Annotated in this window: 13 protein-coding genes; 8 read left to right on the top strand and 5 right to left on the bottom strand. The window is 68.0% G+C overall.

Annotation, left to right across the window (positions count from 1 at the left end):
- The first annotated feature begins 306 nt into the window (after positions 1-306).
- Complete coding sequence (locus OHA42_RS35270; RefSeq protein WP_406232424.1) at positions 307-4,416, top strand: UvrD-helicase domain-containing protein; 4,110 nt, start codon at positions 307-309, stop codon at positions 4,414-4,416.
- Here the strand turns inward: OHA42_RS35270 and OHA42_RS35265 are convergent.
- Positions 4,373-4,783 (bottom strand): hypothetical protein, encoded by a 411-nt coding sequence (locus OHA42_RS35265; RefSeq protein ID WP_406232422.1) that lies wholly within the window; start codon positions 4,781-4,783, stop codon positions 4,373-4,375. The two genes, OHA42_RS35270 and OHA42_RS35265, sit on opposite strands and share 44 nt — an antisense overlap.
- Positions 4,784-4,922: 139 nt before the next feature.
- Between OHA42_RS35265 and OHA42_RS35260 the strand changes: the two genes are divergently transcribed.
- Together OHA42_RS35260 and nudC are read left to right on the top strand one after the other, a co-directional pair.
- Positions 4,923-5,975: an NAD-binding protein gene (locus OHA42_RS35260; RefSeq protein ID WP_328405204.1), complete on the top strand. Its 1,053-nt coding sequence runs from the start codon at positions 4,923-4,925 to the stop codon at positions 5,973-5,975.
- A 61-nt stretch (positions 5,976-6,036) separates the two neighbouring features.
- A complete protein-coding gene (nudC, locus tag OHA42_RS35255; RefSeq protein ID WP_406232419.1) occupies positions 6,037-6,936 on the top strand; it encodes an NAD(+) diphosphatase in 900 nt (299 codons plus the stop codon).
- Positions 6,937-7,013: 77 nt separating this feature from the next.
- Here the strand turns inward: nudC and OHA42_RS35250 are convergent, their stop codons facing one another.
- Positions 7,014-7,244, bottom strand: coding sequence for a mycoredoxin (locus OHA42_RS35250; protein WP_406239814.1), 231 nt, complete (start codon positions 7,242-7,244; stop codon positions 7,014-7,016).
- Positions 7,245-7,359: 115 nt separating this feature from the next.
- Here OHA42_RS35250 and OHA42_RS35245 point away from each other — a divergent pair, with 115 nt between their 5' ends.
- The 4 genes from OHA42_RS35245 (at position 7,360) to OHA42_RS35230 (ending at position 11,579) form a co-directional block, all read left to right on the top strand.
- Positions 7,360-7,842 carry an EVE domain-containing protein gene (locus OHA42_RS35245; protein WP_406232417.1) on the top strand — a complete coding sequence of 161 codons (483 nt, stop codon included), beginning with the start codon at positions 7,360-7,362 and terminating at the stop codon, positions 7,840-7,842.
- Positions 7,839-8,315 (top strand): MarR family winged helix-turn-helix transcriptional regulator, encoded by a 477-nt coding sequence (locus tag OHA42_RS35240; RefSeq protein ID WP_406232415.1) that lies wholly within the window; start codon positions 7,839-7,841, stop codon positions 8,313-8,315. Before OHA42_RS35245 ends, OHA42_RS35240 begins: the two co-directional genes overlap by 4 nt.
- Before the next feature lie 199 nt (positions 8,316-8,514).
- On the top strand, positions 8,515-10,668 hold the full coding sequence (locus OHA42_RS35235) for an ATP-dependent DNA helicase UvrD2 (protein ID WP_406239812.1): 2,154 nt from the start codon (positions 8,515-8,517) through the stop codon (positions 10,666-10,668).
- A 587-nt stretch (positions 10,669-11,255) separates the two neighbouring features.
- A complete protein-coding gene (locus tag OHA42_RS35230) occupies positions 11,256-11,579 on the top strand; it encodes a WhiB family transcriptional regulator (RefSeq protein ID WP_406232413.1) in 324 nt (107 codons plus the stop codon).
- A gap of 250 nt (positions 11,580-11,829) precedes the next feature.
- Here OHA42_RS35230 and OHA42_RS35225 read toward each other — a convergent pair whose 3' ends face one another.
- The 3 genes from OHA42_RS35225 to OHA42_RS35215 form a co-directional block, all read right to left on the bottom strand.
- Complete coding sequence (locus tag OHA42_RS35225) at positions 11,830-13,173, bottom strand: ABC1 kinase family protein (protein WP_406232411.1); 1,344 nt, start codon at positions 13,171-13,173, stop codon at positions 11,830-11,832.
- 82 nt (positions 13,174-13,255) lie between these two features.
- On the bottom strand, positions 13,256-14,122 hold the full coding sequence (locus tag OHA42_RS35220; RefSeq protein ID WP_406232409.1) for a hypothetical protein: 867 nt from the start codon (positions 14,120-14,122) through the stop codon (positions 13,256-13,258).
- Between the two features lie 87 nt (positions 14,123-14,209).
- Positions 14,210-15,625 (bottom strand): zinc-dependent metalloprotease, encoded by a 1,416-nt coding sequence (locus tag OHA42_RS35215; protein WP_406232407.1) that lies wholly within the window; start codon positions 15,623-15,625, stop codon positions 14,210-14,212.
- Positions 15,626-15,752: 127 nt separating this feature from the next.
- Here OHA42_RS35215 and OHA42_RS35210 point away from each other — a divergent pair, with 127 nt between their 5' ends.
- Positions 15,753-16,778, top strand: coding sequence for a PDZ domain-containing protein (locus tag OHA42_RS35210; RefSeq protein ID WP_406239810.1), 1,026 nt, complete (start codon positions 15,753-15,755; stop codon positions 16,776-16,778).
- The last annotated feature ends 158 nt before the right edge of the window (positions 16,779-16,936 follow it).

Here is a 16,936-nt window from a genome sequence, read left to right as displayed (position 1 = left end):
CGGCTTCGACGCGGGCGATGCCAGGTTTCGGCGAGGCGAAATCGTGAGACAGCGCACAGGCAGGGGCATCCGTGCTGTGACTATGAGAGCCGCGGTGCCCGGTGTTGGTGGCGGTGTGAGTCTGGGGGAGCAAGCCGGTCTGGCTGTGGTGTCGGGTGGTGGTTGGGGTGTGAGTGTGGGGGAGCGCGGCGGTCTGGCTGTGGTGTCGGGTGTTGGTCGGGGTGTGAATGTGAGCGAGCGCGACGATCGGGCCGCCGGGGCGGGGGCTTCGGCGGCTGCGGTGCCGCGTGGTCGCGAGGCACCATCGTGAGTCGGGTGACGCCGTATCGGTTGGCGGAGGCGCTCGGTTTGCCGCCGCCTACCGATGAACAGGCTGCGGTGATCGCGGCTCCGCCGGGGCCGACGCTGGTGGTGGCCGGTGCGGGCGCAGGAAAGACCGAGACCATGGCCGCCAGGGTGGTCTGGATGGTGGCCAATCGACTGGTGCTGCCCGATGCGGTGCTCGGGTTGACCTTTACCCGAAAAGCCGCACAGCAGTTGACCTCTCGCATTCGTACTCGGTTGGCCAGGCTGGCCGGGTCGCCGCTGTTGCGCGATCTCGATGTCAGTGGCGAATTGCGCGCGCAGTTGGCTGGTGCCGAGCCCGAGATCAGCACCTATCACTCGTATGCGGGCAGGCTGCTCACCGAACACGGACTGTTGCTTCCGGTGGAACCCTCGGCGACGCTGCTCACCGAAACCCAGCTCTGGCAGCTCGCACACCAGGTGGTGCGCAATTGGGACGGTGACCTGGATACCGAGCGCACCCCGGTATCGGTGACCGAGGCGGTGCTCGCGCTGTCCGGACAGCTCGCCGAACACCTGGTGGAACCCGAACAGCTGGCCGAAGCGCACACCGAACTCGAAAAACTGGTGTTCACCCTGCCCGCAGGCCCGCGCCAGCGTGGGGGGCCGAGCCAGACGTTGCTCAATATCGTTCAGGTGCAACGCGAACGCGTCGCACTCCTGCCGCTGGTCCAGCAACTGGCCGAGGCGCTGCGCCGCCGCGGCGCCCTGGACTTCGGCGCCCAGATGTCCCTGGCCGCCCGCCTCGCCGCCGAGCACCCCGAGGTCGCGGCCGCCGAACGGGCCCGCTTCCGTCTGGTCCTGCTCGACGAATACCAGGACACCGGCCACGCCCAGCGCGTCCTGCTTTCCGCATTGTTCGGCGGTACACCACCTGCCGAGCAACAGCGCCAACCCGGTCGAGCCTCGACAACCGCTGCACGTCCGACCGCCGTCGAGCCACCCCGCCGTGCCCAGTCCTCAGCGATCGAGCCGCCCACGAACTTCGAACCCGCATCGGACCTTGCCCCGCCCTCGGATTTCGAGCCCCCGCCGGATTTCGAGCCCCCGCCGGATCTAGAGCCACCCCGGGATTTCGACCCGAGGTCGGGCGCTGTTGACCATTTCCGGTCCGCTGCTCCCGAAAATGTCGACAGCTCATCACATTTCGTGCACACAGGAGAGGTCGGGCAGCGGTTGGCGGTGACTGCGGTCGGAGATCCGATGCAGTCGATCTATGGCTGGCGCGGTGCTTCCGCAGCTAACCTGCCGCGGTTCGCTACCGACTTTCCTGCCGCCCCCGGTGTTCCCGCGCCGACTCTGCCGCTGTTGACCAGCTGGCGGAATCCGCCGGAGGCGCTCGCCTTGGCGAACCTGGTTGCGGAACCGTTGCGGCGCAGTGCGATCGATGCGGGCGGGGTGACTGTCGATGCGTTGCGCGCGAAACCTGATGCGGAATCGGGCGTCGTGGCATTGGCATTGACCGAAACCGTTGCCGACGAACGGGACTGGGTGGCAGTGCGGATTGCCGACGAGTGGGCGGTGCGTCGTGCCGCCGACGAACCGCCACCCACCTCTGCGGTGCTCGTTCGACGCAACGCCGACGCCGCCCCACTCGCGGAAGCTCTTCGCGAGCAGGGACTTCCGGTGGAGATCGTCGGTCTCGGCGGGTTACTCGCGACACCGGAGGTAGCCGATATCGTTGCGACGCTGCGGCTGATCGCCGAACCGGGCGCGGGCAGTGCGGCGATGCGGGTTCTCACCGGCGCGCGCTGGCGGATCGGGGTCGCGGACATCGCGGCGCTCGCTCGTCGCGCCCGCGACCTATCGATCAGCCGACTCACCGCGGGTGATGCCAACGAGATCACCGATTCGACAACCCTTGCCGCGGCGCTGCGCGAGGTGGCGCCGGAACCGTCCGAACAAGCCGGGTTGGCCGATGCAATCGCCGATCCCGGTCCACAGGAACAGTATTCGGAGTCGGGGTTCACGCGGATCGCCGCGCTGGGCCGGGAACTCGCCGCACTGCGCGAGCGCAGCGGCCAGCCGCTCGCGGAACTCGTCGCCGACGTCGAACGCACCATCGGGGTCGGGGTGGAGACCCAGGCCAGGCGGGCCATGGCGGGTGCAGGCGCCGGGCGCGAGCATCTCGATGCCTTCGCCGAGGTGGTGGCCGGGTATGCCAGCGATTCGGGGGCGTCGCTGAGCGGCTTGCTTGCCTTCCTCGCCGCGGCCGAATCGGTGGAGAACGGTTTGGAACCGGGTGAGATCGAGGTGGCCCGCGATCGCGTGCAGGTGCTGACGGTGCATGCCGCGAAGGGGCTGGAATGGGAGATCGTCGCCGTCCCGCACGTGGCGCGCGGCGTGTTCCCGTCCGGAGCGGCCTCGGGCAGCTGGCTCGGCGCGCTTGCCGAACTGCCGACCACTTTGCGCGGCGATCGCCAACAGGACGACGCCACCGAAGGCGTTCCGGTCCTCGACCTGTCCGACCTCTACGACCGCGCCGATCTGGACCGCGCGATCAAAGCGCACAAAGAAGCTCTCGACCGCCGTCGCCTCGATGAAGACCGCCGCCTGTTCTACGTCGCACTCACCAGAACCGAACGGGTCCTACTTGTTTCGGCTCACCACTGGGCCGAGACCGGCACCACCCCCAAGGGCCCGTCCGATTTTCTCCTCGAACTCAAAAACGCCAGCGAGTCCCCCGACAGCCCGGCCAACGGCGCCGTCGAGATCGACCGCTGGGACGACCCGCCCGCCGTCGACGCCGTCAACCCCTTCACCGACAACCCCGCCACCGCCGAGTGGCCCCGCGACCCACTCGGCAACCGTCGCGACCCCATCGAGCAAGGCGCGGCACTGGTCCGTGCCGCCCTGGAAGAGCTGCTCGCACAAAGGGAGTCGGTATCTGCCACTGCCGCAGTCGATCCCGTGCAGCTCCAGCTGATGGCGGAGATCGACGCTTCGGACGACATAGGAGTGATAGTAGGCGGACCCACCGACACGCGAGCCTTGTCCGATGCCGATGCCGATGCCGATGCCGATGCCGATGCCGATGCCGATGCCGATGCCGATGCCAGCGGCCCGAAACCGGCCGGAGTGGAAGACGGCTCTGGCGGCTGGAAGCAGTCCGGGGTCGATGGCGGCTCTGGCGGCTGGAAGCAGTCCGGGGTCGATGGCGGCTCGGACGACCCGAAGCAGCCCGGGGTCGATGGCGGCTCGGACGACCCGAAGCAGCCCGGGGTCGACCGCGGCTCCGACGGCCCGAAGCATGTCGTAGCCACCGGTGGCCCCGGCGACCCGGACCCGGCTGGAGCGGACGGCGACCGCGGCGACCCGGCCCCAACCGGTGCGGACGACGACCCCGACGGCTGGGCTGCCGACGTCGACGCCCTCCTGGCCGAACACGAAGCGGCTCGGGCGATCGCGCAGGTGGTGGAACTGCCGGGGCAGATCGCGGCGACCGCGCTCGTCGAGATGCGTGCCGACCCCGCGAAACTCGCTGCGCGCCTGCGCCGTCCGCTCCCGTTTCCGCCGAATCCCTTGGCGCGCCGCGGCACCGCGTTCCACGCCTGGGTGCAGCGGTGGTTCGGCGCTGACCGGCTACTCGGTCTCGATGAGCTGCCGGGCGCCGCCGATAGCAGTGCCGCCGATGCAGGCGTGGACGCGGAACTGACCAGGATGCAGGACGCATTCCTGAACTCGCCATGGGCGCACCGCAGCCCGCTCGAGGTGGAGATCCCGTTCGAAACCTCCATCGCGGGCACCGTCATCCGCGGTCGGATGGACGCGGTATTCGCCGAGCCGGGCGGCGGTTGGATCGTGGTGGACTGGAAGACCGGCGCCGAGCCGAGCGCCGCCGAGGAGCCCGCTGTCGCAATGCAGTTGGCGGTGTACCGGCTGGCCTGGGCGCGGCTGATGGCGGCCCGCGAAGGCGGCACCGAGCGGGAGATGCTCGACCGCGTAGGCGCCGCTTTCCACTACGTGCGTTCCGGACGCACCATCGCGCCGGTCGCCCTGCCCGGCCCCGACGAATTGGCCGAGCTGATCAGGAGCGCCGCGCCTGTCGGCTCACCTTCAGTGACTGAGTGATCAGCGGCAGCTGCAGCGGCAGTCGCAGCACCGTCCCGATCTTGAATGCCCGCGGCGACTTGGGATTGCCGAGCACGTCGGCGGCCATCTGCACATTCGCGGGAAACACGACGATGAACAGCAGCGCCGCGAGCCGACCCCCGAAGCTGCGGGTGCGCGGCAGAGCGAGTGTGGCCGCGACGGTGAGTTCGGCGACACCGGAGGCGTAGGTGTAATCGCGGGCCCGGCCCGGCAGCGCGCGCGGCACGATCGAATCGAACGGCTTCGGCCACACGAAGTGCAATACGCCGGATCCGAACAGCAGTGTTGCGAGCATCAGCGCGGGCCGTCGGCCGGTGTCGCGGGGGACGAGAGCGTTGTCTGCCATGCCTCACCCTTGCATCCGCCTACTGTTTGCGTCGAGATCGGGCATCGCCGCGCTAACCGGGTAGGCTCCCGTGCTGTGCCGGAGGGACAAGCAGAGCCGGGGACAGCGATCTCGGCGAGCAACAGGGTGGGTGAGTCCGGTGCTCGGTGATCGAGCCAGGCCAGGAGTGTCCGACCGCCCGGATTTCGCGCTGGTGGGTGTGCTGCGCATTCCGGAAATACAGACGAGCCCATGGATTTCGCTGTCGCGCCGGGTGGCCTTCGCGATCGCGCTGCTGTTCAGCGCGGCACTGGTGGTCTACCTGGGTCGCGACGGATACCACGACAATTCCGGTGACGAGCTGTCGTTCCTCGACGCCTTCTATTACGCGACGGTGTCGCTGTCCACCACCGGATACGGCGATATCGCTCCGGTGACAGCCGAGGCGCGGCTGGCCAATATCGTCATCATCACGCCGCTGCGCATTCTCTTCCTCATCGTGCTCGTCGGAACCACACTCGGGGTGCTGACCGAACGCTCCCGGCAGGCATTCAAGATTCAGCGTTGGAGGCGCAGCGTGCGTAATCACACCGTGGTCGTCGGATACGGCACGAAGGGTCGCACCGCGATCGACGCCATGATCGGCGACGGCGTGCAGGCCGCCGACATCGTCGTGGTCGACACCGATGTCGTCGCGCTGGAGGCCGCCGCCAGTGCCGGGCTGGTGACGGTGCACGGCTCGGCCACCCAATCAGATGTGCTCCGGCTGGCCGGTGCGCAGAATGCGGCGGCTGTCGTGGTCGCCACCAACCGGGACGACACCGCTGTCCTGGTCACGCTCACCGCTCGCGAGCTCAATAAGGCGGCCAAGATCGCGGTGGCCATCCGCGAGGCCGAAAACACCCATCTGCTGCGCCAATCCGGCGCGGACTCGGTGGTGGTGTCCTCGGAGACCGCAGGCAGGCTGCTCGGCATCTCCACCACGACGCCGACCGTCGTCGAAATGATGGAGGACCTGCTCACCCCCGAACAGGGTTTCGCGGTCGCCGAACGCGAGGTCGAGGCCTCCGAGATCGGCGGCTCGCCGCGGCATCTCAGCGACATCGTGCTCGGTGTTGTGCGGGGCGGCGAGCTGATCCGGGTCGGCGAGCCCGAGGTCGACGCCATCGAGGCCGGTGACAAATTGCTCTACATTCGTCGCGTCTCCAAGTGACATCGGTGCGCCCGGCACCTGCGCGAGAAGCGGCGTTCCGAGCGACAGCTAGTCTCGAAGCGTGGCATTTCAGCTCAATGGTGTTCCGTTGCTGTCCCGTTCCGTCGTCGATCGAGCCGAAGAGGTCAGGGCCGACGCGCAGGCGCTGAAGGAAGGCTGGGCCGACGCCAAGCTGCTACGGGTGAACCGGCGGGGTCAGGTCAGGTTCGAGGACGGCGCGCTGGTGCTGGAGTCGGCGATCGAACTCGCCGCCGAGCCGAGCCCGGCGGCGGTGTTCCTCGGTGTCGACAAAGGCATCCACCTGTGGGCGGTGCGCGATCCCGAGCTGACCGGGTCGCTGACCGACCTGCGCGCCATGGCCGGCGGGGTCGACGATTTCACCGCGGGCCTGCTTTCCAGCGCTGTCGCCCTGCTGAACTGGCATGACAAAGCCGGTTTCAACAGCGCCGACGGCGCCGTCACCGTCTCGGCCAAGGGCGGCTGGTCGCGGGTCACCGAGTCCGGATACGAGGAATTCCCGCGCATCGATCCCGCGGTCATCTGCCTGATCCACGATGGCGGCGACCGGGTGCTGTTGGCGCGTCAGCACAGCTGGCCGCAGTCGTTGTTCTCGCTGCTTGCCGGTTTCGTCGAGGCGGGCGAGTCGCTGGAACGCTGCGTCGAGCGCGAGATGCTCGAGGAAGTCGGCCTCGATGTGCGCGACATTCACTATCTCGGCAGCCAGCCGTGGCCGTTCCCGCGCTCGCTGATGCTCGGCTTTGCTGCGGTGGCCGATCCCGAACAGCCACTGGTCTTTTCCGACGGTGAGATCGCCGAGGCGCACTGGTTCACCCGCGTCGAGGTGCGTGAGGCACTGTCGGCGGGTGATTGGTCGGCCAAGACCGAGGACACGCGACTGCTGCTGCCCGGCTCGATCTCTATTGCCCGCACCATTGTCGAATCCTGGGCAGCGCTCGACTGACTGTGCGCGCCGAGCACGCGAATCCGCGCGGGCCGCATTCGGTCCGCGCGGATGTGCTAATTCGGATCTATGTGCCGTCAGGCGATTGCGGCAAGTGCCGACTTGACCGCGGCGAGCGACGGGTTGGTCGCGGTGGAGCCGTCGGCGAACTTCACCGTCGGCACCACATGGTTGCCGTTGTTGACACTGCCGACGAATTCGGCCGATGTCGGGTCTTGTTCGATGTCGATCTCGACATAGGTGATTCCGGCCTCGTCCAGCTGGGTCTTCAGCCTGCGGCAATAGCCGCACCAGGTGGTCGAGTACATCGTCAGGTCAGGCGTCGCGTCAGTCACGGATCTTGCAACGCCCGGTGGTTCATTCCTGTTCCATATCCGCGTGTCGGCGCTTGCCATGCATTTAATATGCGCGCATACTAAATGTATGGCAAGCATCGAAACGACCCGGTCCGTCACGGCGACGAGGTACTGGCTCGGCGTCGTCTCCAGGGAACATGTCCGCCGCGGGGTCGAGCTCGGCATTGCGCAGGCCAACCACGGCAAGCGGTCCGCGGTGGAGCGGTTGGGCCCCGGCGACGGGTTCATCTATTACTCGCCGCGCGAAGGGATGCGGGCAGGCGCGCCGATCCGTGCGTTCACCGCCCTCGGCACCATCGAGGACCGGCCGGTATGGCAGGCCGACCCGCAGCAGATTCCCGGCGGCGGCTGCTTCCAGCCGTGGCGCCGGTCGGTGAGGTACCGGACCGAGGCACGGGAAGTCCCCATCGACAGCCTGCGCGCCGAACTCGAGCTCACCAGCATGCCGAACTGGGGAATGGTGCTGCGTCGTGGGTTGATAGAACTCAGTGCACACGATTACGCATTGATCGCACACGCCATGCTCGACGGCGCTGAGGGAGGCAAATGAGTGCGGGCCGATCCGACAAGGGCCTGCGCAGCAGGTTCGCGGAGGCCGACGAAAGCCCAGGGCTCTTGCTCTGGCAAGTGACCAACCGCTGGCAGGCGGCCCAGCGCGCGGCGCTGGCCCCCTTCGACCTCACCCACGTCCAGTTCGTCCTGCTTGCATCGCTGACCTATCTGGCGGCCCGCACGGAAGAGTCGGTCATGCAGCGCGACCTCGCCGACCATGCCGCCACCGACCCGATGATGACCTCGCAAGTCCTGCGCGCGCTGGAACAGAAGGGCCTCATCGAACGCCGAGACCATCCGCACGACCGCAGGGCCAAGGCACTGGTGCCGACCGAGACCGGTGCGACGCTGGTCAATCGGGCCCTGGCCGCGGTCGAGGACTGCGACAGCGAATTCTTCGCTCCGCTCGGCGCGCACGGGCGCGCCTTCGCGGGCGCGCTTACGCAACTGCGCGACCGCACGACCCGCTGACTCGGGCCGCGGCGGCATCCGTCCGTCGACGCACAGCATCGCCTATCCATAAGGCCAGGTAGACGCCAGATACCGGGCAAAGTCGCCGAGCGAGGGGCCGCGGTGCGGCAGATGGGTGAGTTGCCCGATGTCTGCGGCTGCTCGGCTTGTCGGCCTCGCCTCGCCGTCGGCCGGCGCGGTCTTGTCGGTCGGCGCTGTCATGATGGAGCCCGTGCCAGCACTCGACCTCGCCGCCCTCGACCCGGAGCAGGCTGCCGCCGTACGCGCGCCGCGAGGGCCGGTGTGTGTGCTCGCGGGCGCAGGTACCGGCAAGACCAGGACCATTACCCACCGGATCGCGCATCTGGTGTCGGCCGGGCACGTGAAGGCCGACCAGGTCCTCGCCGTGACGTTCACCGCGCGCGCAGCAGGGGAGATGCGCGGCCGACTGCGCGAACTCGGGCTCGGCGGCGACGCGAATCAGGTGCAGGCGCGCACGTTCCACGCCGCGGCACTGCGCCAGCTGAAGTACTTCTGGCCACAGGTGGTCGGCGAGGTGCCATGGCAGCTGATCGATCGCAAGTTCCCGATCGTGGCGCAGGCTGCGACCAAGGCCGGGCTCTCCTCTGCCACCGACAGCGTTCGCGACCTACTCAGCGAGATCGAATGGTCGAAGGCCTCGCTGATCGCGCCGGAGGACTACCCCGCGGCGGTGGCCAAGCATCGGCGTGAGCCGCCCTACGACCCGGCGCGGGTGGCCGAGGTCTACCTCGCCTACGAAGCGCTCAAGACCTCGCCGGAGGGCCTGCTGCTCGACTTCGACGACCTGCTGCTGCACACCGCCGCCGCGCTGGAGGACTATCCATCGGTGGCCGACGAATTCCGCAGCCGCTACCGGAGTTTCGTTGTCGATGAATACCAGGACGTCACCCCGCTGCAGCAGCGGGTGCTCGACGCCTGGCTCGGCGAACGTGACGATCTGACGGTGGTCGGCGACGCGAACCAGACGATCTACTCCTTCACCGGCGCCACTCCCGCCTACCTGCTCGACTTTTCCCGGCGCTTCCCCGAGGCGACGGTGATCCGGCTGGAACGCGACTATCGCTCGACCCCGCAGGTGGTGTCGCTGGCCAACCGAGTGATCGGCGCCGCGCGTGGCCGCATCGCGGGCACCCGGCTGCAGCTGATCGGTCAGCGGCCCGATGGGCCCGAACCGGTGTTCGCCGAATACGACGACGCCCCCGCCGAGGCCGCCGCCGTGGCGCGGTTCATCAAGCGGCGGATCGCGGCGGGGATGCCCGCCGCGGAGATCGCGGTGCTGTATCGCATCAACGCGCAGTCGGAGGCCTACGAACAGGCGCTGACCGAACTCGGCATCCCGTATCAGCTGCGCGGCGGTGAGGGCTTCTTCACGCGAGCCGAGGTCAGGCAGGCCGTGCAGGCGTTGCGCACGGCCGCAGCCCGCGACGATCTGCCCGACCAGGCGCGCAGCGGAAGCGCCCTGGTCACCCTGGTCAAGGCGGTGCTGGGCCCGCTCGGACTCACCGCTGCCGAACCGGCGGGCGCGCAGGCGCGGGAGCGCTGGTCGTCACTGGTCGCACTGGTGCGGCTGACCGAAGAACTCATCGGTCATGATGACCAGCTCGACCTGCCCGCTCTGCTGCACGAACTGCGCGCCCGCGCGGAAGCACGGCACCCACCGACCGTCCAAGGCGTGACGCTGGCGTCGCTGCATGCGGCGAAGGGCCTGGAGTGGGACGCGGTTTTCCTGGTCGGCCTCGCCGACGGCACGCTGCCGATCGCGCATGTGCTCGGTGACAACGGCTCGGTCGCCGACGAGGGGGCGTTGGAAGAGGAACGCCGCCTGCTCTACGTCGGTGTGACCCGGGCCCGCGAATACCTGCAGCTGTCCTGGGCGCTGTCGCGCGGCGAGGGCAGCAGGCGCACGCGTCGGCGCTCCCGGTTCCTCAATGGCCTGATCCCCGACGATTCCCCCGCGTCGCGGATCGCCGCGCCCGCCTCCGGCGCTACCTCGAACGGGATTCGCCCGTCCTGCCGGGTCTGTGCCAAGCCGCTGATCGGCACCTATGCCACGATGCTCGGTCGCTGTCGGCGCTGCCCGGCGGAATTGGACGCCGAGCTACTTGCGGCGCTGCAGGCGTGGCGGGAGGAGAAAGCGCTGGCACTGGAGGTTCGCGAGTTCGTGGTGTTCACCGACACCACACTCACCGCGATCGCCGAGCAACTGCCCGGCGACGACCATGCGCTGGCGGCGATCCCCGGGATCGGGTCGAAGAAGCTCGATCAGTACGGCGCGGATGTGCTCGCTATCGTGGCGTCCCGGCTGCGGTCAAGCCCACAAAACCGCAGGTAGAAAATAGGTTGTCGGTTCTGCCGACATTGCATATGGTGGGAATCACGCACCGGGAGGTCATCTCGGCGCGCAGAGTTCAGCGACAGACAACGAGTTAAGGAGGGAGGCAGACCAATGAACGATTACATGAACTTCGACGCGAACGACGTTGCGGTGAATGCACCCGTCATGTCGGCCTCCCGGGGGATCCTCGCTTTGCAGGGGATCGGTCTGTCCGGCGTCGGTGTATTCGGGGAGCGGGCGCGATTTACGCACATGCATTCCCCCATTTGCACCCTCACGCAGGACAAGCCAAGCGCGGGTTGGCACCCGGCAGCTGCGAAAGCAGCCGTCGGCACCGACGCACTCGAAGCCGGCTATGCACCGGCGGACCTGCAGGCAGCACGCCTCCGCACCGCACACCCAGCGACCGTGATCAGGAATCGACACAGATGTCGACCTAGGTAGGGAACACCCCGACCTCCTGGCCACGGATCGCCCGAAGCGAAACCGTGGCCAGTATTTTTTTCCCGGCCCTTCAGCCGGACGGCACCGGTTTCGCAGAAGAAACGAAACGAACCGCTGCAAACGAGCTGAAGGAGAACGACGTGTTCACCGCAGAGAGCTGGCCACAGGCCACCGCTGGCGTGACATGCCGAACCGTGGCACTGCCTACCCGCACTCGGGAGGTTACGAAGGTCCTGCCTTGTCGAGCCGGAGACCCCGATCTCTGGTTCGCCGAGAGCCCTACCCAGTTGGAGCAGGCCAAGGCGCTGTGCGAGTCCTGCCCGATCCGTAAGGGCTGCCTGGCCGCAGCCGTGGATCGGCGCGAGCCGTGGGGTGTCTGGGGCGGTGAGATCTTCGACCAGGGTGTCGTGATCGCCCGGAAGCGCCCGCGTGGACGTCCACGCAAGGTCGCGATCTCGGCATGAGCGAGCGTCGCGAGCTCACATCGGCGCAGCGCCCCGGCGTCATGCCGGAGCCGAGCGTCAGCGAGGCGCAGGCATGACGCCGAGGCCCGTGCCCTCCCTCCCTCCGGTCGCTGAGGCCCATCCGGTCGAATCACTCCGGATCGGGGCCCACGAACGAGAAAGCACAAGAGCCGCTCACCTCGAGATCAGGTGGGCGGCTCTTTTGCGTCGACACCGGCCAGTGGTGAACGGCCCGTACGTTTTTCGAAGGTCAGCTGGCTGTGCGCTCTTCCCGGAAGCCCGGCATCCAGGTTTTCACCAACTGCATGAACGGCAGTTCCGCGTCGAGCTGGGCCAGGATGCCGACCGAGCCGCCGAGGACGCGGAAGATCATCACGTATTCGGCGGGCAGCTGCAGGGCGCGTGCGGTCTTCATCTCGGGACTCGCGAGATCGGACGCCTTGCCCGCCACCCGCTGCATCCACTTACGGGTGAAGTGAAACGAATCCGTCTGCACCGGGTCGGTGAACGGCCGTAGATAGTCGGCGATCTCCTTATCGGTGATGGTGCGACCGGGAATCACCCAGCCGTTGTCGTACATCAGTTCCGTCAGCTCGTCGAAGCGCTCCGCGACCTCCAGCGCCAGCATGCGGCCGAGCACCTCGGGGAAGCCGTCGGGCATGGGTGCGCAGGCGCCGAAGTCGATGACCGCCAGCTTGCCGTCGGGCAGCATCATGAAATTGCCGGGATGCGGGTCGGCGTGCAGCAGGCCGACGGTCTCGGGTGAGGAGAAGTGGAACTTGCCCATCAGACCTGCGACGCGATTACGCAGCACACGGGTGCCCTCGGGATCCTGCGCACCCTGCTTGATGATCGCCGAGACGGAGGTGCCGTCGAGCCATTCAGTGACGATCACCTTCGGTGCGCTGGCCACCACCTTGGGCACCACGATCTCCGGATGCCCGTCGAACGCCTTCGCGAACGCCCGCTGGTTGGTTGCCTCGTTGCGGTAGTCCAGTTCCTCTTCGGTCCGCGCGGTGATCTCCGCGAGCAGCGGTTTCACGTCGGCGCCAGGAATCACCGAGGCGAACAGGCCCGTCATCCGCGACAGTGTCTTGAGATCCGCGCGCAGGGCCTCGTCGGCGCCGGGATACTGCACCTTCACCGCGACGACCCGGCCATCGGACCAGATCGCCTTGTGCACCTGGCCGATGCTGGCCGACGCGGCCGGAGTGTCGTCGAAGGACTGGAACCGCTGCCGCCATTGGGTGCCGAGCTGCTGGTCGAGCACCCGATGCACGGTGTCGGCAGGCATCGGGGGTGCGGCGGCCTGCAGCTTGGTCAGCGCCTCGCGATAGTGCTCGCCGAACTCCTCGGGAACCGCCGCCTCCATCACGCTCAGCGCCTGCCCGAACTTCATCGCGCCGCCCTTGAGCTCACCCAGCACGGTGAACAATTGTTCGGCGGCCTTCTGGTTCAATTGGGCGTTGATCTCGGACTTGTCGCCACCGGCCAGCTTCTTACCGAACCCTACGGCGGCTCGGCCTGCGATCCCCAGCGGAATCTTAGCTAACTTGGCATTGCGGGATGAGCGACGACGCACAATCTCAGACACGTACCCATCATGGCGGACAGACCCGTCACTGTGCCATCGCAATGTGAGCCCTTTCCTTGGCAGAGTGTAAGAATCGCCACAATCATGCAGCCGGACCAGCGAAGATTCCGCGACATCCGCAGGCGGCGTGCGGCGGCCACTCGCGCCGCTCGATCAGATGCGAAGCAAGATCGAGCTCGACGGTGGAATTCAGAGTGGCCAGTTCGTGCCGGGGCGAGCAACTGCGGATCGCCTCGAATTCGCCGAGCAGCAACGCCGTTGTCGCCGCGATACCTGCGGGCGAGGCGTGCCCGACCCGGCCGAGCAGTTGTGCGGCGAGCAACGGCCAATCCGGGTCGTACCGGCAGCGGATGAGGTCGACACAGCGCAGGCAGCTGGTCATCCCGGGCAGCACCAGCGGCCCGATGACGCCCTTGTTGTCGCGGATGCGGACGTGCAGATGCGGAATCCGGTGCAGCACCAGGTCATTGGCGAGACGCGGATCTATCACCAGCGAGTCGGTGAGCACTACCAGATCGGCCCGCCAACCGGTGACCGTGGCGTCGGGGCGGTAGTCGCGGGAGCGGCTCGGCCGCAGCCCGAGCCCGCGCAGTCCGGCCGACACCGCGTCCGCGAGCGGACCGAGCCCGTGCACGCGCACGGCACGGACCGGTCCTGCGGTGTCGCCGTGGTGCACGAGCAGGCCCGCATCGTCGATCTCGGCCAGCAGTGCAAGCGCACGCTCCGGTGCGATGCCGTGTTCTCCGGCTCGCCAGATGAGCTGCGGTCTGGTCTGTAGTCCGTCCAAGAGGCGCAGGAAGGCGAGCACGGTGTCGACGGTCAGCTCGGCCGGGTGCAGCAGCAGTGCGCCCTCCGGGTCCCAGCCGAGTTGGACCACACCGGAGGGGCGCACCAGGATCGTCACCCGGGGATGCAGCATCGGACCGTGAGGGCGGATCGTTGTTGTCATGGCCAGCAGTATGCGGACCAGCCAAGGCCACAGACACCGCGAAACCTGCAGTTATCCACAGGGATCCGCGGTATCGACAGGGCAGTCTCAGGACTTGTCGCTGTCCTTGCCGAGGTCGGGACCGCCGGTGCCGGGCTCGTCGGACGCGGCCTGCTTGCGCTCGGCCTCGTCGCGTTCGCGGGCCTCGGTCGCGGCCAGCTGGGCCAGTGGATCGTCGAACGCGGTGGCGCCGCCGCCGATCATCGAGTCGATGAAGCCGGCAGGGGAGTCGAGATCGTCGGAATCCGGCAGCAGATCCGGGTGCGCCCAGATGCCGTCCCGTGCCTCCATACCCGCGTCGGTGGTCAAACGCCGCCACAGTGCCGCCGCCTCACGCAGTTTGCGCGGCCGCAACTCCAAGCCGACCAGGGTCGCGAAGGTCTGCTCGGCCGGGCCGCCGGTGGCGCGGCGCCTGCGCAGCGTCTCGGCGAGTGCACCCGCGCCGGGCAGGCGATCGCCGACCGCCTCGGTGACGACGACCTCGACCCAACCTTCGATCAGTGCGAGCAGCGTCTCCAGCCGTTCGAGGGCCTGCTTCTGCTCCGGGGTGGTCTGCGGTTCGAAGGTGCCCTGCGACAGGATCTCCTCGAGCTTCGAAGGATCGCTCAGCGCCATCGGGTCGATGCCCTGCGCCGCCTGCTCCAGCGCGGAAAAGTCCATCTTGATGCCGCGCGCATAGTCCTCGACCGCGCCGAGCACCTGCTGGCGCAGCCACGGGACATGACCGAACAATCGCTGATGGGCCGCCTCGCGGGCGGCCAGGAACACCAGAATCTCGCTCTCCGGCTGCTCCAGCCCGGCGCTGAACTCCGAGATGGCCGCTGGCAGCAGCGCCGCGGTGCCGCTCGGTCCCAGCGGGAGACCGATGTCGGTGGAGGTCAGCACTTCCTTGGCCAGCTGCCCGAGCGCCTGCCCGAGCTGTGATCCGAAGGCGAGGCCACCCATCTGGCCGAGCATGCCCACCATCGGACCCGCGAATTCCCTTGCCTCCTCGGGCAATTGCGAGGTCCACATGCCCGAGATCTGCTCGGCCACCGGATCGCACAGCCGCTTCCAGGTCTGCAGCGTCTCCTCGATCCAGTCGTTGGCCGTCCATGCCGCAGTCTTGGCCGCACCGGCGGGCAAGGTGGTCGCGCCATCGAGCCACACCTCGGCCAGGTGCGCCGCATCGGTTACGGCGCTGGCCGCGCCCGAGGTCAACGGAGTCAGGTCGGCACCGAGCTGTTGCCGGGCCAGCCGCTTGGCGACGTCGTAATTCACCGGACCGGCCGATGCCGACCCCGGCTGCCCCATGCCACTGAGCATCTGCCCGAGCGAGGTCAGCATCTGCCCGAGCTGCGACGGGTCGAAGCCGCCCGCACCGAAGCCGAGCGGGTTGTTCGCATCGGGACCGCCCGGCTCCTCGCCACGCTTGCGCGCGTCGTCGTCATCGCGATTCGAGAATCCGAAGGGGAGGTCACTCATACCCCTTACGTTACGCGTGCGGCATAGGGGTCTTGTGTTCGCGCGGCGCGAAACCAGAGGACACCCGGACGTGGTAAATGCACGCCTGCGCCGCCCATCGGTGTGGGCGATCACTACTGTGGTCGAGGTGAATCGACGGATCCTCACCCTCGTTGCCGCTTTCGTCCCGGTGCTCGTGCTCGGTGTCGCGGGCAGCGTCTTCACTGTGCCGTTCGTCGCACTCGGACCAGGGCCGACGTTCAATACGCTCGGCGAGGTCGAGGGCAAGCAGGTCGTCGATGTGCAGGGTGCGGTGCTCGACCCCACCACGGGGCACCTGAACATGACCACCGTTTCGGTGCGCGACGGGCTGAACGTTTTCGAAGCGTTCGGCTTCTGGGTCAGCGGCGAACACGGCCTCGTGCCGCGCGCCGAGGTCTATCCGCCCGGAGTGCCGCGTGAGGAAATCGACAAGAACAACCAGCAGGACTTCAAGGACTCCGAGGGCAACGCCGAGGTGGCCGCGCTGCATCATTTGCAGCTGCCGACGGTCGTGCTGGTGCGCAAGGTCGGCGACGATGGCCCCGCCAAGGACGTGCTCGCCGCGGGCGACGAGCTGATCAGCATCAACGGTGCACCGGTCAGGACGCCGAAGGACGTGGTTGCCGCGGTGTCCTCGCAACCGCCCGGCGCCCAGATCACCGTGGTGTTCCGGCGCGGCAATACCGAGCAGAGCGCGAACATCACCCTTGCTCCCCGTCCGGACGACGCGGCCAAGGGCTATCTCGGTCTGACACCGACCGAAGGCGCGCGGCCCCCGATGCAGGTCACCTTTAACCTCGCCGACATCGGCGGTCCCTCGGCAGGCCTGATGTTCAGCCTCGCGCTGATCGACAAGCTCTCACCCGGTGAACTCGACGGCGGCAAGTTCGTCGCGGGCACCGGCACCATCGACCAGGACGGCAAGGTCGGCCCGATCGGCGGCATCCAATACAAGATGATGGCCGCCCGTGACGCGGGCGCGGAAACCTTCCTCGTCCCGGCCGCCAACTGCAACGAGGCCAAGCAGCGCATCCCGGACGGCCTGCGCCTGGTGAAGGTCGAAAACCTCGACGGCGCCGTCGCGTCGCTCAACGACATCAACGCGGGGAAGCCGACAGTCTCCTGCAATTAGGCGGCTGCCTCGCCTTCGCTCGCCCCGGCGCTCCTGCGGCTGCCTCGCCTTCGCTCGCCCCGGCGCTCCTGCGGCTGCCTGGCCTTTGCTCGCCCCGGCGCTCCTGCGGCTGAGTTGCGTGCGTTCGCCCCGGCGCTTCCTGCGGCTGCGGCGCCTGC

The organism is Nocardia sp. NBC_01009, from assembly GCF_045208035.1.
GTDB lineage: Bacteria > Actinomycetota > Actinomycetes > Mycobacteriales > Mycobacteriaceae > Nocardia.
Note: the sequence above shows the minus strand (reverse complement) of the source record. Positions and strands in the feature narration are given on the sequence as shown.

Coding starts and splice junctions, on each gene's coding strand:
- OHA42_RS35265 (WP_406232422.1), bottom strand. CDS start 4,783: ATGGCAGACAACGCTCTCGTCCCCCGCGACACCGGCCGACGGCCCGCG.
- OHA42_RS35215 (WP_406232407.1), bottom strand. CDS start 15,625: ATGAGTGACCTCCCCTTCGGATTCTCGAATCGCGATGACGACGACGCG.
- OHA42_RS35240 (WP_406232415.1), top strand. CDS start 7,839: ATGAGTGCGGGCCGATCCGACAAGGGCCTGCGCAGCAGGTTCGCGGAG.
- OHA42_RS35245 (WP_406232417.1), top strand. CDS start 7,360: ATGGCAAGCATCGAAACGACCCGGTCCGTCACGGCGACGAGGTACTGG.
- OHA42_RS35220 (WP_406232409.1), bottom strand. CDS start 14,122: ATGACAACAACGATCCGCCCTCACGGTCCGATGCTGCATCCCCGGGTG.
- OHA42_RS35250 (WP_406239814.1), bottom strand. CDS start 7,244: ATGTACTCGACCACCTGGTGCGGCTATTGCCGCAGGCTGAAGACCCAG.
- OHA42_RS35235 (WP_406239812.1), top strand. CDS start 8,515: ATGATGGAGCCCGTGCCAGCACTCGACCTCGCCGCCCTCGACCCGGAG.